Raw genomic sequence first — 23209 nt, forward strand, 5'->3', positions numbered from 1 at the left:
GGTAAGCTCATCTCGGCCGATCTGGCCATCTCGACGACCAAGATGCTGGCGCGTGCCACCCTGATGGTGGCAGCGCTGGCTGTCATGCCTGCATTTGCCGCAGATGGGAACAGTGGCTACGGCGACAGCGAGGATGCAGTTTGCGGATTCCTGGGAAGTGTAAACAATCTTCTCACCATTGCCTCGATCGCAGTTGTGACCATTGCCGTGATTTTTGCGGGTTATCAAATTGCATTTGCTCACAAGCGTATAAGTGACGTGGCGCCTATTCTGATCGGGGGACTACTGATCGGTGCGGCTGGTCAGATTGCGGCGATGATTATGCCGAATAACACCAACCAGGGTGCCTGCATGACTGATGGGGCGACTGTTGGTAGCTTTGTGGTAAGTACCTTCTCTGGCATGATCTGACCACTCGTGCAAAAGAACATCATGTTCCGAGGCTGCACGCGGCCGGCGATGTTCATGGGCGTGCCGTATGTCCCGTTTTTTGTCGGGGCAGGCGGCACGCTGCTCTTTGCCATGTACAGCGGGAACCTGCTTTGGCTGTTTGCACTGCCCGTGGTGATCTTTGTGATGCGGCAGATGGCCAAGCGCGACGAGATGATCTTTCGCTTGCTGGGTTTGCGGCTGCAAGTCCGCATGCGGGTCAGGAACATCCGTGGCAATGGTGGATTGTGGGTCTTTTCGCCAAATCCTTATCGCAGCAAGCCTGCTGAAATGTAGCGGCTGGGCCTCCCCGGAAGGATGCCGGGGAGCTCGGCTTCACCAGTCGAAGTTGCTTCACACCAGGAAGGCTCTATGTTTAGCCCAGACTCGCCCGTGAGTGAATTCGTTCCATACTCAAGCCATGTCGCCCAGTCGGTCATCAAGACGGTTGGAGGTGACTACATGCTGACTTGGCATCTGGGTGGTTTGCCATTTGTGGGGCGTGAGGAGTGGGAGCTTGAGCATCGCCACAACACGTTCAATCGGATGCTGCAGACCTTGCGGGCACCGGATTTTGTGAATGTCGCATTCTGGGTGCATGACGTGCGCAGGCGCGGAAGTATCAAGCAAGGGGCCAATTTCAGGCATCGTTTCAACCAACAACTGTCCGACGAGTACTTCGAAAGCCTTTCCAGCCAGAAGATCATGCGCAATGAGATGTATCTCACGCTGATCTACCGGCCCGTCGTCGGGGGAAAGAGTCTCGTGGAGAAGACCGATAATATTGATCGCTTGCGTGCGATGGAAGAGCAGGCGGTGAGCAAGGTTCTGGAACTCGCTGGGAACGTGGAGGCCGTGCTGAAGGATTATTCACCCTATCGTCTTGGCATGTATGAGGCCCGTAACGGGATCGTTTTCTCGGAGGCCTTGGAGTTCCTGGGCTATGTCCTTAATCGTGTCACTGAACCGGTTCCGGTCCTGGGTGCATCCATCAAGGATTACTTGCCTGTCAGTAAACATCTCTTCTCTGCCAAGACCGGTGATTACATCATTGCGACGCCTAACGGCGAGAAGCACTACGGTGCAATCCTCAACGTCAAGGAATACCCGGATGGGACATTTCCGGGAATTTTGAACGGCTTGAAGTATCTGGATTTCGAATATGTGATTACTCACTCTTTCAGCCCAATGGGGCGTCATGACGCGCTCAAAGTGCTGGATCGGACCAAGGGGATGATGATCTCATCAGGCGACAAGGCGGTCAGTCAGATTGCGGAACTTGACCATGCCATGGACCAGCTGTCCTCCGGTAACTTCGTCCTGGGTGAATATCACTTCGTCATCGCACTCTACGCAGACAGTCAGGCCGCACTACAGCAGAACATCGCTATCGCTCGCGCTGAGCTTTCCAATGCGGGCTTCGTCTCGGCGAAAGAAGATTTGGCGGTGACTTCTTCGTTTTACTCGCAATTCCCGGCAAGCTGGAAATTCCGCACCCGTCCGGCCAATGTGAGTTCACTCAATTTCCTTGGCTTGTCGCCGCTGCACAATTTTGCGACCGGGAAAAAGGAAAATAATCCGTGGGGCGAGTGTGTGACGACACTGCAAACCACTAATGGTCAGCCGTATTATTTCAATTTTCATGCCACACACCCGGCAGAGAACTCGTTTGGCGAGAAGGCGATTGCCAATACGATGGTAATCGGTAAATCCGGTACCGGTAAGACGGCGTTGATTAATTTTCTGCTGAGCCAAGTGCAGAAATACAAGCCTTCGCCCACGATCTTCTTCTTTGACAAAGATCGTGGCGCGGAGATCTTCGTTCGGGCCTGTGGGGGGAATTATCTAGCCTTGGAGAATGGGCGGCCCACAGGATTCAATCCGTTCCAGTGTGAACGCAACGAGGCTAATGTCCAATTCCTTGCGGATCTAGTCAAGGTGCTTGCTGGCAAGGTTGCCTATACGGCGCGGGAAGAGGAAGAGATCTTCCGTGCGGTGGAAAACATCCTTGATACGCCGATGCGCTTAAGGACGATGACAAACTTCCAGAAGAGCTTGCCTAACATGGGGGATGATGGCCTCTATGCGCGCATCAGGAAATGGACTGCCGGAAATTCCTTGGGCTGGGTGTTCGATAATCCAGTCGACACGATTGATCTCCAGAAAGCCAATATTATTGGTTTCGACTATACCGACATTATCGATAATTCAGAGGTCCGTGCGCCGGTCATCAACTATCTACTCCATCGCTTGGAGGAGCTGATTGACGGACGGCCTCTGATCTACGTCATGGATGAATTCTGGAAGATCCTTGACGGAAAGGGTGGGTTGAAGGAATTCGCCAAGAACAAGCAGAAGACCATTCGGAAACAGAACGGCTTGGGGATCTTCGCGACCCAGAGTCCGGAGGATGCGCTGGCCAGTGACATTTCCGCTGCACTGATCGAACAGACCGCGACCCTGATTCTGTTGCCGAATCCCAACGCGAGCCGTGAAGACTATATCAATGGTCTCAAATTGACCGATGCAGAGTACCAGGTAGTCGTGGGCCTGGACGAGCGCTCGCGCTGCTTCCTGGTTAAACAGGGGCATGGTTCCGTGGTTTGCCAGCTCAACCTGCGGGGGCTGGATGATTCGCTATCCGTCATTTCAGCATCTACAGATAATATTGAAATTATGCATCAGATTTTGGCGCGCCGCTCTATCGAACTTGAGACGTTTTCGGGAGACCTGATGCCGGAGGATTGGCTTGACTTCTTTTATGAGAATCGAAAAGGGTCGGGCAAGCGGGGGAATTCCGGTCGACTGCCTTCAAAAGGCGGTATTTCTGTCGCTTCCGCGTGAGTGACTCTCCATCTGACTATGGGAAAACATTATGAATAGTCACAAGAAATTCAATAAAGCGCCTGGCTTTGTTCGCCATAATTTCCTGGCGGTAGTTGTTTTCGTTATGCTGACAGGGGGGGTGGTAGCTCCTGCGCTTGCGGATTGGCAGGTCGATGACGACAAGACTCAGCAGGAAATAGACAAAATGAAAACCAAGCTTGATGAGCGCCTCAAGCAGATCTACGAGCAGTCATATGTGCAGACTGGGGATGGTAAGGTTTTCAACGTCGATGAGAAAAAGACAAAAAGCTTGCAATACGAGGAGTCTCAAAGTGGAAATGCCGGAGGGATTAGCGGAAAGCTAGAGGCTTGGGACATCGATGCCCTCGCTGCAGCGCGTTGTCCTGATGATAGCAAGAATCCGTCAAATTCGAAGCAGCAGCCGATCTGTATTGATATTTTGAAACATGAGGGGAAGTTGTTTAGCTATCTTCTTGATATGCTTGAGTTGAATAAGCAACGGCAGGAGCAGCTAAAAACCATCATTGATGATCGAAAATCCCTGCAAGAAATTGATTACGGGAAGATTCAATCAAATACGAATCGGCTGTTGGCATTTCAGGCTCAGCAGCAAATCGATGCTGCAAACCTTTCTTTAACGATAAATAGCTATGATCGATATTTGAGTAATCAGCGTGCGAGGTTGGCGGATATTACGCGAAATATGCAGCGTGGTACTGGTGAGAAAGATCAGACTGCGCTCGGGAGCTTTCTCGGTGACCTGTTAGGCCAGGATAATCCTTTGGTGGGTGCGGCAGAGGGCGTGGCAAGCACTGCGGGTCCGTTGTTGGTTCTCAAAGGTGCGCTGAAGACCGCCAAGCATTACGACTGATGGATTTTGATATTTCGTCGTGCGGTGAGGGTTGAGGTTTAGGTTGAACAGGGATTGTTATTTAGGGTCAAGGTGATGAGATGGATGATGTTTTAAGCGGGTTAACAGGGCTGGGTTTTTATTCCCTCGTCCTTGATTTCATTTCAGACGAAATTGCTGCGTTTCAAGAGCAGTTGCTGGCTCGCTATGCCACTTTGCTAGGCGTTACAGCGCTCTCTATTCTGACAGTTTGGATTTTCCTTCAGGGCTGGAGGATTGTTTCTGGGCGTTCGCGTGATTCGATGATGGCGCTGGTTGGTGACTCTCTTCGCGCGATGTTGATCATTGGCATTGCAACAGGCTGGGCGGGAAATTCGACAGGCTTGTACACGACGCTGACCGACGGACTGCAGACCGCGATTTATGGTTCGGTGACAGGCGACGTTTCAGGACAGCAGAAGCTGTACGACAAAATGGACAAGAACATGCTGCTGACCACAGTGGCGTTGGGGACGGTAAATTCGATCACCGCAGGGACAGAGGATGGTTCCAACGCAGTGTCTGGAGAATCGATGCTGATGGGGTTCATGGCAGTAGCTGGAGCTGGTGGCCCAGCGCTGGCGGGTGGAATAATGATCCTTCTAAACAAGATTGCCGTCGCGTTGTTCACCGGCTTGGGGCCTTTTTTTATTATTTGCCTATTATTCGATCAGACCAAATCGCTGTTCTCGAAGTGGTTGCTATATGGGGCGGGGACGCTGTTCTCGGGAGCAGTGTTATATGTGATGAGTACAATCGCGATGAATGCGATGGCGGCCGTGGCGGCGGCCTACTGGACCAGTGGACTGTTGCAGATGACGCCTGATGGCGGCCTGCGGCAGGTCACGATCAACACAGCGGGACTCGGGTTGATTTTGACAGCGTTGTTGGTAACGGCGCCGCCAATGGCAGCCATGTTCTTCCAGGGGATGCTTGGACAGTTCACACCGTATGCGGCGATTGGGCCAGGATCATCAACCGGAGCAACGCCTGCACAGAGGGCGCCCGTGCAGGTGCAGCAGCAGATGCCTGCTGCTAATAATAATCATGGGCAGCGCACCCCAGACGATAGTCGCCGGAATAATGCATCAGAAGTTGGTCCGAAGAAGTCTAGCGAGCATGGCGTCGCCGGAAATTAAGGTCGACAATTGGAGGGGTTTTGTGATCCGCTATTCATTGGTACTTTTTTTTCTCTGGCTGCTTTTAACGGTATCTCCGGCAGGCTCTCAGACGCGCTGTCCTCCGGGCGCAACGCCAGGTTCCGTGCAGTGTTTACCGGATAATAAACAGGCGAGCGAGAGTGGGATAATTACTAAGTCGAATGGCTATTGGGAAAAGACGTGGGGGGCTTATGCGTCAGGTGATGATGCTTCTACAAGTGCCGTGAGTGCGGCTGGGTTTTCATCAAAAAAAGAGGCGGCTGAGGCGGCGCTTGCTGGCTGCAAGGAAAAAGGTGGGAGTGGCTGCAGGATCAAGATAACCTATTTCAATCAGTGTATGGCGATTGCTGAGACGATTTCCGATATTGAGAAAGGTGGGTCGTTCTTCACGAGTGAAGGGACCATCGAGAAAGCAGAAGAATCGGCGAGTAGGTACTGTGAGGAACACTATGGAACGGCGTGCCACGCGGTGTACTCCAAATGCACCGCCCCCATCTATCACGAGGGCTGAAAGACAGATGTGGCCGAGAGGTGGGCCGAATGAAGGACTCGGCGCCGTAAGCTCCCCCGCCTGACAGACACCGCATAAGTAGAACCTTCTGGCATCTTTCCCCAGCCAGGAGGTTTCATGCGTACATCCGAGTTCACCGAGTCGCAGATCGTCGCCACGCTCATGCAGGCTGATGCGGGCCTACCGGTCAAGGACCTCTGCCGCCAAGCCGGGATCAGCACCGCGACGTATTACCAGTGGAAGAGCAAGTACGGCGGCCTGGAAGCCTCCGAGCTGCGTCGGGTCAAGGAGCTCGAGTCCGAGAACGCCAAGCTCAAGCGGATGTACGCCGAGCTGGCACTGGACAACGCGGCGATGAAGGATCTGATCGCAAAAAAATTCTAGGGCCGGCGCGCAAGCGCGAGGTCGTCCTGCACCTGGTTCAGGTACAGGGCGGCCGTGGCGGCGACCTACTGGACTAGTGGACTGTTGCAGATGACGCCCGATGGTGGCCTGCGGCAGGTGACGATCAACACAGCGGGACTCGGGTTGATTTTGACAGCGTTGTTGGTAACGGCGCCGCCAATGGCAGCCATGTTCTTCCAGGGGATGCTTGGACAGTTCACACCCTATGCAGCGATCGGACCAGGATCATCAACCGGAGCGGCGCCAGCGAATAATAGGCCTGTGCGGGTACAGCAGCAGGCGCCAGCGGGAAATGAAAATGTGCAGCGTACCCCTTTGCCTCAGAATAGGCAGAATCAAAATGACGTATCGGAAGTCGGGCCGAAGAAATCCAGCGAGTATGGAGTGGCCGATAATAAGTTATCGTGATAGAGAGGCTCTGGTGGTTCGTTGCCTCTTAGTAGCTTTTTCCTTCATGCTATTTTTAACCGCTTGGCCGGCGTTTTCACAGACGCGTTGTCCACCTGGTGCGACGCCTGGGTCGGTGCAATGCTTGCCGGATAATCAAACGGAGGGGGGCGGCCAGGTGATTGCCCGGCCAAAGGGGTATTGGGAGAAGACTTGGGGGGCTTATGCCTCAGGTGATAATAATTTCAGCTCCATGAGTGCGGCGGGCTTCCCATCTAAAGGAGAAGCTGTTGAGGCGGCGCTCGATGGTTGTAAACAAAAGGGGGGGATTAACTGCACAGTCAATATTGCGTATTTTAATCAGTGCATGGCCGTGGCTTCGACTGTTTCTGGCGAGGGGGGGTCGTCAATCGTGAGTGCGGGTACTGCCGAGAAAGCATCGCGGCTTGCGATCAAATCGTGCGATGAAGATTACAGATCTAAATGCGAAGTTGTTTATTCGAAATGCACTGATCCCATCTATTATAGGGATTAAATTTTTGGAATGGCGGAGGTGGTAATCCCCCCCCCCCGACAATTAGCTGACGCCAGAAGTGGAATTTTCTCGTACGCTTTCCCGAGGAGGTTCCATGAAGAAGTCCCGCTTTACCGACAGCCAGATCATTGCCGTGCTCAAGCAGGCCGAGGCCGGCACGCTCGTGCCGGAGCTGTGCCGCGAGCACGGCATCAGCTCGGCGACGTTCTACAAGTGGCGCAGCAAGTTCGGTGGCATGGATGCGTCGCTGATGTCCCAGCTCAAGGAGCTGCAGGACGAGAACCGGCGGCTGAAGAAGATGTACGCCGATGCCCAGCTCAGCGCCGATCTGCTGAAGGAGGCGATGTCAAAAAAATGGTGAGGCCATCTCAACGCCGGGAGATAGCCCGATGGGCAGTCCAAGGCGGGCGCACGAGCATCCGGCACGCCTGCCAGACCTTCGAGCTGAGCGAGACCTGCTTCCGCCACCAGGTCAAGGCGAGCGAGGAGAACGTCCGGATCGCCGACTGGCTGGTCCGATTGACGACGACGTATCGCGACTGGGGTTTTGGCCTGTGCTTCCTGCACTTGTGCAACGAGAAGGGCTTTGGCTGGAACCACAAGCGGGTCTATCGCATCTACCGGGAGTTGGAGTTGAACTTGCGGATCAAGCCGAAGAAGCGGCTGGTCCGCGAGAAGCCTGAGCCGCTGGTGGTTCCGGACACGATCAATCAGATGTGGTCGATGGACTTCATGCACGACCAACTCAGTGACGGCTGCAGCTTCCGACTGTTCAACGTGCTGGACGACTTCAACCGCGAAGGACTGGGCATCGAGGTCGATCTGTCGTTGCCAGCCGCCCGGGTGATCCGGTCGCTGGAGCAGATCATCGAATGGCGTGGCAAGCCCAAGTCAATTCGTTGCGACAACGGCCCTGAATACCTCAGTGGCGCGCTGTTGACCTGGGCGGAACAGGCCGGCATCGGCATCGAGCACATCCAGCCCGGCAAGCCGCGGCAGAACGCCTATGTCGAACGCTACAACCGAACCGTGCGCTACGCCTGGCTCGCCCGCACCCTGTTCGACTCGATCGAGCAGTTGCAGGACAAGGCCACCCGCTGGCTATGGACTTACAACCACGAGCGCCCGAACGTCGCGCTTGGTGGCATCACCCCCATGCAGAAACTGGCACTGGCTGCTTAACTCCACTTTTGGAGTCCGCTAAAAGTGGGGGGATTACCGCCAGCCTAGTGCCCGGCTCGATCTCGCTTCCAGCCGCGGTGTTTGATGTCGAGGTAGAGGCTGTAGAGGGCGGTGAAGGCGGGGAACAGGTTCTGCAGGACGCCGACGGAGTCCTGTTTGGCCGAGAAGACGAAATAGCTCAGGGTCATGAGGCTGCCGATGACGCTCATGTACCAGAACAGCCGTGGAATAACTGGCTTGCCTGCGCGCTTTGAGGCGACGAACTGGACCAGCCAGCGGCCGCCGAACATCAATGCGCCGGTGTAGCCGATCAATTTCCAGCCGGTGATATGGAGGCCAGTCCAGAACAGCCAGGTGATGGGTTGGTCGAGGAAGGGGATATCCATTTCGTTACCGAGTTTGATGGAGTGGCATGGGTGCCACCGTCGAAGTAGGCACGTTGGATCGGCGTCGCTTTGGAAAGATAGCAACGAGGTTGGGTAGTGCGATCCGCATGTTTACGTGCGGGTGGGGTCGATGCTCGATGGCGGGTAATAACGCAGAGGCTATTCGCTGGACTCGCCTCGCGCGTGTACTGCGAGGACTCAAACGTATTAACTGCAGACTGGTACCTGGGATGCTTGAACGTGCTGACGGCAAGCCAACTGCGCAGGACGAAGCCCTGCCAGCCAACTCACAGCTCCCGTACCGCCGTGCGCTTGCTGCGCACGATGAGCCAGGCGACGCCGCGGAGGTCGCGGATGCCGACCAAGGCTCGCTGGAGATTGTTGTATTTGGAAACGCCTGAGCCGCGCGGACGGTGATTGACCGGGACGCTGACCGTCTTCCAGCCCGAGCGCTGCATCAGTGCCGGCAGGTAGCGGTGCATATGGTCGAAGTAGGGCAGGTCCAGGAATGCGTCGCGCTCGAACAGCTTGGTGCCGCAGCCAGTATCGGGCGTGTCGTCGTGCAACATGCGGGCGCGGATTGCGTTGGCATATCTGGATGCCCAGCGCTTGCTGCCACTGTCCTGTCGGTTCACGCGCCAACCCGCATACAGCTTGACCTGTGGATCGCCGGCGTCGCGTGCCTGCAGCAGCTTGGGTAGGTCGGCGGGGTCGTTCTGGCCGTCGCCGTCAAGGGTGGCGATCCACGTGCCACGTGCGGCTTTGACGCCGGTGCGGATGGCGGTGCTCTGGCCGCTCTGGGTGACATGCTGCAGGACACGCAGTTCCGGCGTGCTGGCCTTGAGCGACTGCAGGATTGCGAGTGTGTCGTCGCGCGAACGGTCGTCCACATAGATGATTTCGAACGGCACCACGCCGCGCAGGGCTGCCACGATTTCAGCGACCAGGGGCGCGGCGTTGTCGCGTTCGTTGAAAACCGGGACGACAACGGACAGGGCTGGAGTCTGCATGGTGTGCATTATCCGGTGTTTCGATGACGGTGAATGACTGGAAGCTTGGCGTGAAATCGGCCGGCCTGGCGGAGTGGGATATTGGACAGGGTGGTGCAAAAACGCCCGCATTAGGCGGGCGTGGATGTCGGAATTTGGTGGTGATCCCGGGACGAGTGCTGGCGCCCCTGGGGCTACATCCCCGCGTAGTTCGGTCCACCGCCGCCCTGCGGGGCGACCCAGACGATGTTCTGGGTCGGATCCTTGATGTCGCAGGTCTTGCAGTGCACACAGTTCTGGGCGTTGATCTGAAGGCGGGTGGCCTCGCCTTCGCCCACGAATTCGTACACGCCGGCCGGGCAGTAGCGTGCTTCGGGCCCGGCGTAGGTGGCTAGGTTGATGGCCACTGGCACTGACGCATCCTTCAGCGTCAGATGCGCTGGCTGGTGTTCGTCGTGGTTGGTGCTGGACAGGAACACCGAGCTGAGTCGGTCGAAGGTCAGCGTGCCGTCCGGTTTGGGGTAGGCGATCTTCGGCTGCTGGTCGGCCGGCTGCAGGCAGGCATGGTCCGGGGTGCTGTGGCGTAGGGTCCACGGTGCATTGCGCACGCCCAGCTTGGGCAGCAGCCACTGCTCGATGCCGGTCATCAGCGTGGCCAGGGTGCGGCCCTTCTTGAACCATTGCTTGAAATTCTTGGACTGCTTGAGCTCGTCGTGCAGCCAGCTGGCTTCGAACGCGGCCGGGTAGGCGCTGAGTTCATCGCCGCTACGGCCTTCACCCAGTGCCGCGAACGCGGCCTCGGCAGCCAGCATGCCGGTCTTGATCGCCGCATGGCTGCCCTTGATCCGGCTGGCATTGAGCGTGCCGGCCTCGCAGCCAACCAGCGCGCCGCCGGGGAACACCAGCTTGGGCAGCGACAGCAGCCCGCCGGCGGTGATCGAGCGGGCGCCGTAGCCGATGCGCTTGCCGCCTTCCAGGTGCTTGCGGATGGCTGGATGGGTCTTGAAGCGCTGGAACTCCTCGAACGGGCTCAACCACGGATTCTTGTAATCCAGGCCAACCACCAGGCCGATGGCGATCTTGCCGTCCTCGGCGTGGTACAGGAACGAGCCGCCGTAGGTGTCCGTCGTTGAGCGGCCAGCCAGCGGTATGCACCACCAGGCCGGGCTGGTGCGCACCGGGGGCGGCTTGCCACAGTTCCTTGATGCCCAAGCCATAGGCTTGCGGGTCCTTGCCGGCATCCAGCGAGAATTTGCTGATCAGCTGGCGGCCGAGCTGGCCACGCGAGCCTTCGGCGAAGATCGTGTACTTGGCATGCAATTCCATGCCCAGCTGGAACTCGGCCGTCGGTTCGCCATCTTTCCCTAAGCCCATGTTGCCGGTGGCCACGCCGCGCACAGCGCCGGCGTCCGAGTACAGGATCTCGGCGGCGGCGAAGCCGGGGAAGATCTCCACGCCCAGGCCTTCAGCCTGGGTGCTGAGCCAGCGCGTCAGCGCGCCCAGGCTGATGATGTAGTTGCCGTGGTTGTTGAAGCATTCCGGCAGGAGGAATGCGGGCGTGGACCTGGCGCCGGTTTCGTTGAGGAACAGGAACTCATCGCGGGTGACGGCCTGCTTGAGCGGTGCGCCCTTTTCCTGCCAGTCCGGAAACAGCTCGGTCAGCGCACGCGGGTCCATGATCGCGCCGGACAGGATGTGCGCGCCGGGTTCCGATCCCTTCTCCAGCACGCAGACCGAGACTTCGCGCCCGGCCTCGGTGGCTAGCTGCTTGAGCCGGATCGCGGTGGACAACCCGCCCGGGCCAGCGCCGACGACCACCACGTCGTACTCCATCGATTCGCGGGGGCCGTACTGGGCGAGTAGCGCGTCCGGGGTCATGGCTGGCTCCGAAATGGGGGCGTGGCAAAAGGGCCGCCATGATACTGGACGGCAGCGTATGGACCATGTGCCAGGACGCTCACGCCGGGCTGACATGGTCGCCATGGCCCGGCGCTAGCATCGAAGGCCGGTTGGTTTCGCAAGGGCTGCGTATGTCACAGCAGGTTTCCAATGCCCGTCCGGCACCGGACCAGGTGCTGGTCGACATCGTCGACTACGTCCTGGAATACCGGATCACCTCCACGCTGGCCTTCGAGACCGCGCGGCACTGCCTGATCGACACGCTGGGCTGTGGCTTGGAGGCGCTGGAATACCCGGCCTGCACCAGGCTGCTGGGGCCATTGGTCCCCGGCACGGTGGTGGCGAACGGTGCCAAGGTGCCCGGGACTGGCTTCCAGCTGGACCCGGTCAAGGCGGCCTTCGACATCGGCGCGATGATCCGCTGGCTGGACTTCAACGACACCTGGCTGGCGGCCGAGTGGGGCCATCCCTCCGACAACCTGGGCGGCATCCTGGCCACGGCCGACTGGCTCAGTCGCACGGCCGTGGCCGAAAGCCGCGCGCCGCTGAGCATGCGCGCGGTGCTGACGGCGATGATCAAGGCACACGAGATCCAGGGCTGCATCGCGCTGGAAAATTCCTTCAACAAGGTCGGCCTGGACCACGTGGTGCTGGTCAAGGTGGCCTCGACTGCGGTGGTGGGCCAGCTGCTGGGCCTGGACCGGCAGCAGATGTGCAATGCGGTGTCGCTGGCCTGGGTGGACGGGCAGAGCCTGCGCACCTACCGGCACGCGCCCAACACCGGCAGCCGCAAGAGCTGGGCCGCCGGCGATGCCACCAGCCGCGCGGTGCGCCTGGCGCTGATGGCCGCCACGGGCGAGATGGGCTATCCGTCGGTGCTGACTGCCAAGACCTGGGGCTTCTACGACGTGCTGTTCAAGGGGCAGCCGTTCCGCTTCCAGCGCCCCTACGGCAGCTATGTGATGGAGAACGTGCTGTTCAAGATCAGCTATCCGGCCGAATTCCACGGCCAGACCGCGGTCGAAGCGGCCATGACCCTGCACGCGCAACTGCGGGCGCTGGGCCGGCCGATGGAGGACATCGCCCATATCGCCATCCGTACGCACCAGGCCTGCATCCGCATCATCGACAAGCAGGGGCCGCTGGCCAATCCGGCCGACCGCGACCACTGTGTCCAGTACATGGTCGCGGTGGCGCTGATCTTCGGCCGCTTGACTGCGGCTGATTACGAAGACGCGATCGCCGCCGATCCGCGCATCGACGCGCTCCGCGAAAAGATCACCTGCGCGGAAGATCCGCATTACACCGCCGATTACCACGACCCGGACAAGCGCAGTATTCCCAGTGCACTGGTCGTGGTGTTCAACGATGGCAGTGCGTTGCATGAGGTGGCGGTCGAATACCCGATTGGCCACAGACGTCGGCGTGACGAAGGCCTGCCGCTGCTGTTGGACAAGTTCAAGACCAACCTGGCTCGCCGGTTCGATGAAGCGCGGCAGCAGAAGATCCTGCAGGTGTCGCTGGACCAGGCTGCGCTGGAGGCCATGCCGGTGCACGACTACGTCGACCTCTACGTGCCCTGAGCGGCCCGGGTGGATTGGCGCGTGCGCTGCCGCCGGTCACACTGTGCCGATGCCGAACCTGCTGTTGCCGCCCGCCATCGCCCTGCTGGGCCCTACTGCTTCAGGCAAGTCCGCACTGGCGCTGGAATGGGCGCAGCGCCTGGGCGGGGAGATCGTCAGCATCGATTCGGCGCTGGTCTACCGGCACCTGGACATCGGTGCAGCCAAGCCCTCGCGCGATGAGCTGGCCCTGGTGCCGCACCATCTGATCGACGTGCGCGATCCGTGGCAGACCTACTCGGCGGCCGAGTTCGCCCAGGATGCACGGACGGCGGTCGAACAGATCGTCGCGCGCGGACGCATCCCGATCCTGGCCGGCGGCACCGGCCTGTATTTCCAGGCGCTGACCGACGGCCTGGCCGACATGCCCGAAGCCAGTCCCGGCCTGCGCGCGGTCATCACCGCCGATGCGGCTGTGCGTGGCTGGCCGGCGCTGCATGCCGATCTCGCGCAAGTCGATCCGCTGGCCGCGGCCAGGATCAAGCCGACCGATCCGCAGCGCATCCAGCGGGCGCTGGAAGTGTTCCGCCTGAGCGGCCGCCCGATCAGCGCCTGGCAGCGCGATCCTGCCGGCGCGCGGTTGCCGGTGCGGATGCTCAAATTGGTATTGGCGCCGGCCGACCGCACGGTGCTGCATGGCCGGATCGAACGTCGCTTCGACGCGATGCTGGCGCAGGGTTTCCTCGATGAAGTACGTGCCCTGCGAGGGCTTCCCCAGATGCAGGCTGCACCCGCGCCGCTGGACCTGCCGGCGGTGCGCGCGGTCGGCTACCGCCAGGCCTGGCAGTTCCTGGAGGGCGAGGGTGACGCGGCCACGTTCCGCGAACGCGCCATTGCCGCGACCCGCCAGCTGGCCAAGCGCCAGCTGACCTGGCTGCGGGCGCGGCACGACCTGCGCTGGTTCGACCCGGCCACGCAGCGCGAAAGGCTTGAAGACGCGCTGTCGCTGTTCCTGGGGCGCTGAAACCGCGACGACGTGGCTGGTCAATCCGTCCTGCTTGTGTAATATCCGTTAACCGGTCGCGGTTCGGGGAAGCAATCGCTGCGCCGGCCCATTACAAGAACAGTCCCATCAAAGAATGGGCGGGAGTTTTTCGCATGTCCAAGGGGCAATCCCTGCAGGATCCGTTCCTCAACGCGTTGCGGCGCGAGCGGGTGCCGGTGTCGGTCTATCTGGTCAACGGCATCAAGCTGCAGGGCACGATCGAATCGTTCGACCAGTTCGTGGTCCTGCTGCGCAATACGGTCAGCCAGATGGTTTACAAACATGCCATTTCCACTGTGGTGCCGGCACGCAACGTGCGCGTGGGGCCAGGTGGCGGCTATGTCCAGCCCGGTGCCGATGGCGCCGAAGTCGATCCTGACGACGTCGAAGACGACGAATAAGCGAGCAGGGGCGCCGGCATGGCCGGGGCCTCTCGGCCTGCCGTGCGTCGGCGGTTTCCGCGTAAACGGTTGAACCGGGACCTGTCCGTCACCATGCTGGTGCGGATATCCGCCGATGCCGTGAAAAATGCCGACCGAGCTGTTTGAACGTTCCCGCAAGGGTGAGCACGCCCTGCTGATCCAGCCTGTCCGCGGGGGCACCGCCGCCGTGGCCGGCGATGAGGATGCCGCCGAGGAGTTCACCGAACTGGCCCGCTCGGCCGGCGCGACCATTGCCGCGCTGGTCACGGCCCGCACCGACAAGCCCAGCCCGTCGACCTTCATCGGCAGTGGCAAGCTGGAAGAGGTCAAGGCCGCGGCCGATGCCACCGGCGCCGACCTGATCCTGGTCAACCACGCCCTGACCCCGGGGCAAGAGCGCAACCTGGAGAAGGCCCTGGAGCGCCGCGTGCTGGACCGCACCGGGCTGATCCTGGACATCTTCGCCCAGCGCGCCCGCAGCCACGAAGGCAAGCTCCAGGTCGAACTGGCCCAGCTGCGCCACATGGCCACGCGCCTGGTCCGTGGCTGGACTCACCTTGAACGCCAGCGCGGCGGTTCCATCGGCCTGCGCGGCCCGGGTGAAACCCAGCTGGAAACCGACCGCCGGCTGCTGCAGAAGCGGGTGGACCAGCTGCAGAAGCGGCTGGAAAAGGTCGAGGTGCAGCACACCCAGATGCGCCGGGCGCGCGTCCGCAGCGAGCTGCCGCGCGTGGCGCTGGTTGGCTATACCAATGCCGGCAAGTCGACCCTGTTCAACGCCATCACCGGCGCGCAGGCCTACGCGGCCGACCAGTTGTTCGCCACGCTGGACCCCACCGTGCGCCGGGTGAATTTGTCCGGCGGCAGCGTGGTGCTCGCCGATACGGTGGGGTTCGTGCGCGATCTGCCGCATGAGCTGGTAGCCGCGTTCCGTTCGACCCTGTCCGAAGCGCGCGAGGCCGACCTGCTGCTGCATGTGGTCGATGCCGCCGACCCGCTGCGCGAGGAACGCATGGCCCAGGTGGACCTGGTGTTGAATGAGATCGACGCCGGCGACATCCCGCAGTTGCTGGTGTTCAACAAAATCGACCGCATCGAGGGTGCCCAACCGCGCCACGACGCGCCTGAAGGCGATCTGGACACCGAGACCGAGCCCGGCACGCTGGGCCTGGCGCGCGAGCGGGTGTGGATTTCCGCGCGCGACGGCGTTGGCCTGGACTTGGTCCAGGACGCGCTGGCCCAGCGCCTGGGCCTGCAGCGCATCCGTGGCGAGGTGGTCCTGCCGCCGACCGCCGGCCGCCTGCGCGCGCGCCTGCACGATCTGGAAGCCGTGCGTGGCGAAGACCACGACGAAGCCGGCTGGCGCCTGACCCTGGACATGGCCCGCACCGATGCGGAAAAGCTGCTGTCACAGCCGGGCGGGGAAGCATTGCGGGCGTTGCTGCCAGCGGTGGAAGTGGAGCATTGGGAGGCGTAAGCCTTTCGCTCTCTTCTTCGCTCTCTCTGCCTTGATTGCGTGCTGTGCGTTTGCAAAAAGTCCGCATTCTTCTCTGAAGCAAGAGCTTTCGCGGCACTTCGTGCCACGACCTACTTTCTTTGCTTGTGCAAAGAAAGCTAGGCAAAGAAACACACTCCGGGCGGCACGCCTGCTTCGCAGGTTCGCTACAGGCCGAGGGATTTTTGGAAGGGACATCCATGTCCCTTCCAAAAACGATGTGCATCCATGCACATCGCCCTGCGGGTCTGTCCTCGCCCCTTCGCCATGCCTCACGGAGAGATTGAGAGCGCGAGTAAAGGCAAAGGCAAGGAACGGTGAAGCCAGATTCGCTTCGCTGATTGCTCATAGAAATTTGCACATCTAGAGCAGGGCTTTGCTCGGCTGTTTTGGTTTTGGCCTCTGCTTTGGCTGTTGCTGTTGCTCTGTTCTTGGTCTTCAGCGCCTTCAAAGCGAGCCGAGCACCGCAGGCGGAAACGGCCGAAGAGGCGCGGGTGTTTGAGCGTAGCGAGTTCCCGCGCCGTGCCGTTTCCGGCGAGGAGCACAGGGCACCGCCGCAACGCGGCGGCGAGTGTCAGGCGCTGGCGGTTTTGGCCACTTTTGCCAAGACAAAAGTGGCTCGTGCGGCGAAGCCGCGCGAAAGCTTTGCTTTAAAACGACCAGAAAATCGCGATGGCGACGACGGCGATCAGTGGAGCAAGACAAGGTGCCAAGACGCCAAGTCAGCTCAGGGAACCAACCGCTCCAACCCCACCTGCGCCAGCACCACCTCCCACGGAAACAACGGCCCCGGATCCCGCTTGCGGGCCACAAGCGCCGCAGGATCATCCTCGGCAGCCACCTGGTCCATATCCAGATCCTCATGCCCGGCGATGAAGCGCAGTGCCGGCAGCTGCGTCTTCAATCCCTGCAGCAGCGCCACCAGCGCGGTGATCTGTGCATCGGGGTAAGGCACCTCCATCGCCTGGTGCCCGGCATGTAGCCAGTGCGGATACCGGCCGATATTGACCAGCTCGATGCCCACGCTGCGGGCGTTGTAGCCGCGTACATGGTGGGCGACGCGTTCTGGCGGCACCCATTCCTGGGTGCTGCCGTCGCGGTCGATGTACCAGTGGCCGCTGTTGCCGGTGCCGGAGGTGTAGCGGACGGTTTCGCCGAATTCCCGGGCCGTCGCCAGGTCCGGAAGCTCGGTGCAGTGGATGACCACCAGGTCGATCTGGTCCAGTGGGCGGGTGTCGAGCAGGCCCACGTAGGGCAAGGGGGCGAGGGTGATCGGCAGGGCGGGCGACATGGCCCGAATGCTACACGCGCACCGGGCGCCGGGCGGGCTCGCGCTAAACTGCGCGACCCGGCGTACCGCGCCGATGCTCCCGTGCGCTGCCCATGCCCCTCAATCCCGACTCCCCGCTGGCCAAGCTGATGGCCACCTTGCCGCGTGCCGGTGCGGTGGCGTGGATCGGCGTGCGCCCGGCGCGCGATGTGCCCATGACGCCGGTCGAGCGCGTCCAGGCCAATGCCGGTGCGGGCCTGGAAGGCGATCGTTACAAGGGCGGTAGCGGCAAGCGTGGCCTGACCCTGATCCAGGCCGAACACCTGCCGGTGATCGCCATGCTGGCCGGGCTGGATGCGGTCGAAGCCGCTACCCTGCGCCGGAACATCGTGGTGTCCGGGATCCCGCTGATCGCACTGAAGGAGCGTCGCTTCCGCATCGGTGACGTGGTGCTGGAAGGGACCGAGCCCTGCGATCCGTGTTCACGCATGGAGGACGCTCTGGGCACCGGCGGCTACAACGCCATGCGCGGCCACGGCGGCCTGTGCGCGCGGATCATCGAAGGCGGCAGTTTTGCCGTCGGCGACGCGGTGGTGCCGCTGTGATCCGCGGCCACGTCATCCTGTCGCACGGTTTTGAAAGCGGGCCCGAGGCGACCAAGGTCACCGCCCTGGCCGACGTGGCCGAGGCCGCCGGCTGGACCCACGAGCGCCCGGATTTCACCGATCTGGATGCCATGACCGAGGCCGGCCAGCTTGGCGATGTCGGCGCACGCCTGGTGCGCCTGCGCACGCTGGCTTCGGCCGCGGCCAAGAAAGGCCCGCTGGTGCTGGTCGGCTCCAGCCTGGGCGCCTACACCTCGGCCCAGGTCTCGCTGCTGGTGCCGGTGCACGGGTTGTTCCTGATGGCGCCGCCCACGGTACTGGGGCCGCTGCCGGTGCTGGATGCCGCGCAGGTGCCGGTGTCGATCATCCACGGTTGGGACGACGAACTGATCCCGGCCAAGAACGTGGTCGACTGGGCCCAGGCGCGTCGCGCGCGACTGCTGCTGGTCGATGACGACCATCGCCTGTCCAACCACGTGGATGCCGCCGCACAGGCGTTCGCGCAGCTGCTGGCTTCGTTGTAATTCCAACGCGGCGCTTCCTGCGCCGCGCGCTGTCATCACGCTGCCGCACCCGCGGGGGCGACGCATTGTTTGAGGTCTCAAAGTGAAGTTCTACGTTTCCTGCGCCAAGGGCCTGGAGTATCTGCTGGTCGATGAGCTGCTGGCGCTGGGCGCCGCCAAAGCCACGGCCACCGTCTCTGGTGTGAATGTCGAAGGCAGCCTGCACGACGCGCAGCGCTTCGTGCTGTGGTCGCGCCTGGCCAGCCGGGTGCTGTGGCCGATCGGCGAGTTCGAATGCCTGGACCAGGATGCGTTGTACGACGGCGTCTACGCGCTGCCGTGGACCCAGCATTTGAAGTCCGAACACACCCTGGCGGTGGACGCGCACGTGTCCGGCGAGGTCATCACCCACGCGCGCTTTGCCGCGCAGCGGGTCAAGGACGCGGTGGTCGACCACCTGCGCACCGAGGGCTTCGAGCGCCCGTCGGTGGACGTGGACGACCCGGACGTGCGGATCAACTTCTCGCTGCGCAAGGGCCGGGCGACGATCTCGATCGACCTGGGTGGCGGGCCGCTGCATCGCCGTGGCTGGCGCCGGGTGCGCAACGACGCGCCGCTGAAGGAAAACCTGGCCGCCGCGGTGCTGATGCGTGCCGGCTGGACCCAGTCCTACGCCGGTGGCGGCGGCCTGCTGGACCCGATGTGCGGCAGCGGCACGCTGCTGATCGAAGGCGTGCTGATGGCCGCCGACGTGGCGCCGGGCCTGCAGCGCCATGGCAGCCTGCCGCCGACCCGTTGGCTGGGTTTCGATGCTGCACAGTGGGAGACCCTGCGCGAACAGGCACGCGAACGCGAAGCCAAGGGCCGTGCCGCGCTGCCGGCGCAGGTCGCCTTCGGCAGCGATATCGACCCGCGTGCCATCGAGGCTGCCCGCGAAAGCGCGCGCGACGCCGGCGTCGAGCACGCCATCACGCTGCAGGTCTGCGATGTCGCCAAGCTGCCGGTGCCGGCAGTCCGCCGCGGCGTGGTGGTGTGCAATCCGCCATATGACGAGCGCCTGGCTGCCGATGCCGCGCTGTACCGCGCGCTGGGCGATGGCCTGCGCGGCGCCGTGCCGGATTGGCGTGCCAGTCTGTTGTGCGGCAACGCCGACCTGGCCATGGCCACCGGCCTGCGTGCGCAGAAGAAATACCAGCTGTTCAACGGCGCGATCGAGTGCGCGCTGATCTTCGTCGATCCGATCGCGCCGCCGCAGCGCGTGGTGCCAGATGCGCCGGCGGAGTTGAACGAAGGCGCGCAGATGGTGGCCAACCGCCTGCGCAAGAACATCAAGAAGTTCAAGAGCTGGCGCCAGCGCGAGGACGTGGCCTGCTATCGCGTCTACGACGCGGACCTGCCCGAATACGCCGCCGCCGTCGATGTCTACGAGGAGGCCGAAGGCGCGCGCCGCACCTTCCTGCACGTGCAGGAATACGCCGCCCCAAGCAGCATCCCCGAAGCCGATACGCTGCGTCGCTTCAACGAGCTGCTGGCGGCCGTGCGTAGCGTGTTCGCGGTGCCGCACGAACAGGTCGCCATCAAGTCGCGCGCGCGCGGCAAGGGCGGCAGCAAGTACGGCCGCCTGGGCGCGGGCAGCGAGGTGATCGTGGTGCGCGAACACGGCGCACGCCTGCGCGTGAACCTGTTCGATTACCTGGATACCGGCCTGTTCCTGGATCATCGTCCGCTGCGCGGGCAGATGGCGGCGCAGGCGCGCGGCCGGCGCTTCCTCAATCTTTTCAGCTATACCGGCGTGGCCAGCGTGGAAGCGGCGGTAGCCGGCGCGGTCAGCACCACCAGCGTCGACCTGTCCGGCACCTATCTGCAGTGGTGCCAGGACAACCTGCAGGAAAACGGCCTGCGCGGCCAGCAGCACCAGCTGGTGCAGGCCGACACGATGGCCTGGCTGGAAGCCGATCGCGGCCAGTACGACCTGATCTTCTGCGACCCGCCGACGTTCTCCAACTCGGCGCGCGCCGACGACTTCGACATCCAGCGTGACCACGTGCGCCTGCTGCGCGCCTGCATCGCGCGGTTGTCGCAGGGCGGGGTGCTGTATTTCTCCAACAACTTCCGGCGTTTCAAGCTGGATGCCGAAGGTGTGGCCGAGTTCGCCGCATGCGAGGACATCAGCGCCCAGACCATCGGCCCGGATTTCGAACGCAATGCGCGCATCCACCGCGCCTGGCGCCTGACCCGGGCCTGATCCACGCAGGCCTGCCGGTCAGCGCGCAAACCTGCGTGCGCCGGCCACGCAGGCCACCGCGCCAGCCATGACCCAGAGCATGCTGGCGCTGACCGGTTCGTGCAGCAGCCCGGCGGCCAGCGCCAGGCCCAGGAACGGCTGCAGCAGCTGGATCTGCCCGACCGCGGCGATGCCGCCCTGGGCCAGGCCGCGATACCAGAAGATGAAGCCGATCAGCATGCTGAAAAGCGACACGTACGCCAGTCCTGCCCAGGCCGGCAGCGGGACCGGCGCGAAACTGGACGGCCGGGTCAGCCAGGCGATCGGCAGCATCAGCGGCAAGGCCAGGGCCAGTGCCCAGCTGATGACCTGCCAGCCGCCCAGCTGGCGTGACAGGCGTGCGCCTTCGGCATAGCCCAGGCCGCAGACCAGCACCGCGGCCAGCATCAGCAGGTCGCCCTGCAGTGACGCCTGCAGTCCGCCCATCGCCGCGTAACCGATCACCAACGCGCTGCCGAGCAGCGAAAACATCCAGAACCCCGGCCGTGGCCGGTCGCCGCCGCGCAGTACGCCGAAGATCGCCGTGCACAGCGGCAGCACGCCGACGAAGACGGTCGAGTGGGCGGAGGTCACGTGCTGCAGGGCCAGGGCCGTCAGCAGCGGAAAGCCGACCACCACGCCCAATGCCACCACTGCCAGGCTGGCGATCTGCCGGGGCTGCGGACGCGCTTGCCGCAGCAGTGTGAGCAGGGCCAGGGCCAGCGCGGCGGCGATGCTAGCGCGCGCGCAGGTCAGGAACACCGGGCTGAAGCCGCTCACCGCGACCCGGGTCGCCGGCAGCGAGCCGGCAAAGATCGCCACGCCGATACCGCCGTTGATCCAGCCGCGTGTCGCGTTGTCCATCGTCTCGTTGGTGTTTGAAGGGGCACCCAGTAGGCCAGCGCTGGCCTGCGTGGCCCAGACACAATCCAGTACGATTCGCTGGAACTGTTCTCCTTTTTGACCAGTACGGTTGGCATGGCACGCGAAGCAATCCGGATACGGAAGGTGATCGAGGCGGTCCGGCAGGGCATCGCCTCGCGGGCGCATCCGCCCGGTGCGCGGCTGCCGTCGGTGCGCCAGCAGGCGCGCACGCTGGAGGTGTCGGTGTCCACCGTGGTCGAGGCCTACGAGCGGCTGGCGGCCGAGGGCCTGTTGGAGCCGCGGGCAGGATCGGGGTTCTACGTGAAAGGCGCGGTCGCGCCGCTGGCCCTGTCCGCGCTGGCGCCGCGGCTGGACCGCGAGGTCGACCCGCTATGGCTGTCGCGGCAGTCGCTGGAAGCCGATCCCGAGGTGCTCAAGCCCGGCTGCGGCTGGCTGCCACCGACATGGATGCCCGAGGCCAGCATGCGGCGCGCGCTGCGCCAGATCGCGCGCGGCCCGGCCGAGGCGCTGTGCGATTACGGCAGCCCGCTGGGTTTGCCGGCCCTGCGCATGCTGCTGGCGCGGCGCCTGGCCGGGGCCGGGATCGCCGCGCAGCCCGAGCAGGTGCTGCTGGTCGAATCCGGCACCCAGGCGGTCGACCTGGTCTGCCGCTTCCTGCTGTCGCCCGGCGACACGGTGCTGGTCGACGACCCCTGCTATTTCAACTTCCACGCGCTGCTGCGCGCACACCGCGTGCAGGTGGTCGGCGTGCCCTACACGCCGGAGGGGCCGGACGTCGAGGCGTTTGCCGAAGTGCTGCGCACGCATGCGCCGCGGCTGTACATCACCAATTCCGGGCTGCACAACCCGACTGGCGCCACGCTCTCGCCGCGGGTCGCGCACCAGGTGCTCAAGCTGGCCGAGCAGGCGGACATGCTGATCGTGGAAGACGACATCTTTGCCGACTTCGAAACCATGCCGGCGTCGCGGCTGGCGGCGTTCGATGGCCTGTCGCGGGTTATCCACGTGGGCAGCTTTTCCAAGACGCTGTCGGCCTCGGCGCGCTGCGGCTACATCGCCGCGCGCGCGGACTGGATCGACGACCTGGCCGACCTGCGTATCGCCACCAGCTTCGGCGGCGGGCGCCTGGCGTCGGAGGTGCTGCTGGCGGTGCTCACCGATGGCGGCTATCGACGCCATGTCGAAGCGCTGCGCACGCGGCTGGCGGTCGAGATGCGCCGGGTGATCGACCGGCTGGCGCCGCTGGGAATCATGCCCTGGCACGTGCCCACGGCCGGCATGTTCGTCTGGTGCCGGCTGCCCGATGGCGTGCAGGCCACGCCGCTGGCGCAGCACTGCCTGGCGCGTGGCGTGGTGCTGGCGCCGGGCAATGCCTTCAGCCCGGCGCAGCGGGCGGGACAGTTCCTGCGCTTCAACGTGGCCCAGTGCGGATCGCCGCGGATCTTCGAGGTGCTGGGCGAAGCGCTGTCCGCGCAGCGATGACGCGGCGCGCTCGCGCCACGGCGGAAAACAGTGTCCGGCGAGCGCATCACTGCGCTCG

20 protein-coding genes and 2 pseudogenes are annotated in these 23209 nt (G+C 62.6%); 17 read left to right on the forward strand and 5 right to left on the reverse strand.

Annotated elements, in window-relative coordinates; translation table 11 throughout:
- Positions 1–42 precede the first annotated feature (42 nt).
- The 9 genes and pseudogenes from O8I58_RS17410 (at position 43) to O8I58_RS17450 (ending at position 8345) form a co-directional block, all read left to right on the forward strand.
- A complete protein-coding gene (locus tag O8I58_RS17410; protein ID WP_298323146.1) occupies positions 43–411 on the forward strand; it encodes a TrbC/VirB2 family protein in 369 nt (122 codons plus the stop codon).
- Positions 412–417: 6 nt separating this feature from the next.
- The gene (locus O8I58_RS17415) at positions 418–726 is read left to right on the forward strand and encodes a VirB3 family type IV secretion system protein (protein WP_298318892.1); all 309 of its coding nucleotides are present in this window, start codon (positions 418–420) and stop codon (positions 724–726) included.
- Between the two features lie 75 nt (positions 727–801).
- Positions 802–3273 (forward strand): VirB4 family type IV secretion/conjugal transfer ATPase, encoded by a 2472-nt coding sequence (locus O8I58_RS17420; RefSeq protein WP_298318895.1) that lies wholly within the window; start codon positions 802–804, stop codon positions 3271–3273.
- A gap of 31 nt (positions 3274–3304) precedes the next feature.
- Positions 3305–4147, forward strand: coding sequence for a hypothetical protein (locus tag O8I58_RS17425; RefSeq protein ID WP_298318897.1), 843 nt, complete (start codon positions 3305–3307; stop codon positions 4145–4147).
- A gap of 80 nt (positions 4148–4227) precedes the next feature.
- The gene (locus tag O8I58_RS17430; protein ID WP_298318900.1) at positions 4228–5304 is read left to right on the forward strand and encodes a TrbL/VirB6 family protein; all 1077 of its coding nucleotides are present in this window, start codon (positions 4228–4230) and stop codon (positions 5302–5304) included.
- Positions 5285–5836 (forward strand): DUF4189 domain-containing protein, encoded by a 552-nt coding sequence (locus O8I58_RS17435; RefSeq protein ID WP_298318903.1) that lies wholly within the window; start codon positions 5285–5287, stop codon positions 5834–5836. Before O8I58_RS17430 ends, O8I58_RS17435 begins: the two co-directional genes overlap by 20 nt.
- A gap of 117 nt (positions 5837–5953) precedes the next feature.
- Positions 5954–6264 (forward strand): annotated as a pseudogene (locus O8I58_RS17440) (transposase); the annotation flags it as partial.
- Positions 6265–6274: 10 nt separating this feature from the next.
- Positions 6275–6649: a hypothetical protein gene (locus tag O8I58_RS17445; RefSeq protein ID WP_298318906.1), complete on the forward strand. Its 375-nt coding sequence runs from the start codon at positions 6275–6277 to the stop codon at positions 6647–6649.
- Between the two features lie 608 nt (positions 6650–7257).
- Positions 7258–8345 (forward strand): IS3 family transposase gene (locus tag O8I58_RS17450; protein ID WP_298318909.1). Its coding sequence is split into 2 segments (ribosomal slippage): positions 7258–7510 and positions 7510–8345, totalling 1089 coding nucleotides; the frame shifts between segments, so codons are not numbered across the junction.
- 44 nt (positions 8346–8389) lie between these two features.
- On the opposite strand, the gene O8I58_RS17455 is transcribed toward O8I58_RS17450, so the two are convergent.
- From O8I58_RS17455 to O8I58_RS17465, 3 genes and pseudogenes are all read right to left on the reverse strand, one after another.
- Positions 8390–8731 (reverse strand): lipid-A-disaccharide synthase N-terminal domain-containing protein, encoded by a 342-nt coding sequence (locus tag O8I58_RS17455; RefSeq protein ID WP_298318912.1) that lies wholly within the window; start codon positions 8729–8731, stop codon positions 8390–8392.
- A gap of 287 nt (positions 8732–9018) precedes the next feature.
- Positions 9019–9741 carry a glycosyltransferase family 2 protein gene (locus O8I58_RS17460; RefSeq protein ID WP_298318915.1) on the reverse strand — a complete coding sequence of 241 codons (723 nt, stop codon included), beginning with the start codon at positions 9739–9741 and terminating at the stop codon, positions 9019–9021.
- Between the two features lie 173 nt (positions 9742–9914).
- Positions 9915–11598, reverse strand: a pseudogene (locus tag O8I58_RS17465) (electron transfer flavoprotein-ubiquinone oxidoreductase).
- A gap of 152 nt (positions 11599–11750) precedes the next feature.
- Between O8I58_RS17465 and O8I58_RS17470 the strand changes: the two are divergent.
- From O8I58_RS17470 to hflX, 4 genes are all read left to right on the forward strand, one after another.
- A complete protein-coding gene (locus tag O8I58_RS17470; RefSeq protein ID WP_298318917.1) occupies positions 11751–13202 on the forward strand; it encodes a bifunctional 2-methylcitrate dehydratase/aconitate hydratase in 1452 nt (483 codons plus the stop codon).
- A 49-nt stretch (positions 13203–13251) separates the two neighbouring features.
- Positions 13252–14205 (forward strand): tRNA (adenosine(37)-N6)-dimethylallyltransferase MiaA, encoded by a 954-nt coding sequence (gene miaA / locus O8I58_RS17475; protein WP_298318920.1) that lies wholly within the window; start codon positions 13252–13254, stop codon positions 14203–14205.
- Positions 14206–14339: 134 nt separating this feature from the next.
- Positions 14340–14627: an RNA chaperone Hfq gene (gene hfq / locus O8I58_RS17480; RefSeq protein WP_298318923.1), complete on the forward strand. Its 288-nt coding sequence runs from the start codon at positions 14340–14342 to the stop codon at positions 14625–14627.
- 139 nt (positions 14628–14766) lie between these two features.
- Positions 14767–16125, forward strand: coding sequence for a ribosome rescue GTPase HflX (gene hflX / locus O8I58_RS17485; RefSeq protein WP_298323151.1), 1359 nt, complete (start codon positions 14767–14769; stop codon positions 16123–16125).
- A gap of 745 nt (positions 16126–16870) precedes the next feature.
- Here hflX and O8I58_RS17490 read toward each other — a convergent pair.
- The gene (locus O8I58_RS17490) at positions 16871–17434 is read right to left on the reverse strand and encodes an N-acetylmuramoyl-L-alanine amidase (protein ID WP_298318926.1); all 564 of its coding nucleotides are present in this window, start codon (positions 17432–17434) and stop codon (positions 16871–16873) included.
- A 92-nt stretch (positions 17435–17526) separates the two neighbouring features.
- Between O8I58_RS17490 and O8I58_RS17495 the strand changes: the two genes are divergently transcribed.
- From O8I58_RS17495 to rlmKL, 3 genes are all read left to right on the forward strand, one after another.
- A complete protein-coding gene (locus tag O8I58_RS17495; protein ID WP_298318928.1) occupies positions 17527–18018 on the forward strand; it encodes an MOSC domain-containing protein in 492 nt (163 codons plus the stop codon).
- The gene (locus O8I58_RS17500) at positions 18015–18542 is read left to right on the forward strand and encodes an alpha/beta hydrolase (RefSeq protein ID WP_298318931.1); all 528 of its coding nucleotides are present in this window, start codon (positions 18015–18017) and stop codon (positions 18540–18542) included. Before O8I58_RS17495 ends, O8I58_RS17500 begins: the two co-directional genes overlap by 4 nt.
- Positions 18543–18624: 82 nt before the next feature.
- On the forward strand, positions 18625–20766 hold the full coding sequence (gene rlmKL / locus O8I58_RS17505) for a bifunctional 23S rRNA (guanine(2069)-N(7))-methyltransferase RlmK/23S rRNA (guanine(2445)-N(2))-methyltransferase RlmL (RefSeq protein WP_298318934.1): 2142 nt from the start codon (positions 18625–18627) through the stop codon (positions 20764–20766).
- 18 nt (positions 20767–20784) lie between these two features.
- On the opposite strand, the gene O8I58_RS17510 is transcribed toward rlmKL, so the two are convergent.
- Entirely contained in the window at positions 20785–21648 is an 864-nt protein-coding gene (locus O8I58_RS17510; protein ID WP_298318936.1) for a DMT family transporter, read from the reverse strand.
- A gap of 114 nt (positions 21649–21762) precedes the next feature.
- On the opposite strand from O8I58_RS17510, the gene O8I58_RS17515 reads away from it, so the two are divergent.
- The gene (locus tag O8I58_RS17515; RefSeq protein WP_298318938.1) at positions 21763–23151 is read left to right on the forward strand and encodes an aminotransferase-like domain-containing protein; all 1389 of its coding nucleotides are present in this window, start codon (positions 21763–21765) and stop codon (positions 23149–23151) included.
- Positions 23152–23209 lie beyond the last annotated feature (58 nt).

Origin of the sequence: Pseudoxanthomonas sp. (assembly GCF_027498035.1) — a bacterium.
GTDB lineage: Bacteria > Pseudomonadota > Gammaproteobacteria > Xanthomonadales > Xanthomonadaceae > Pseudoxanthomonas_A.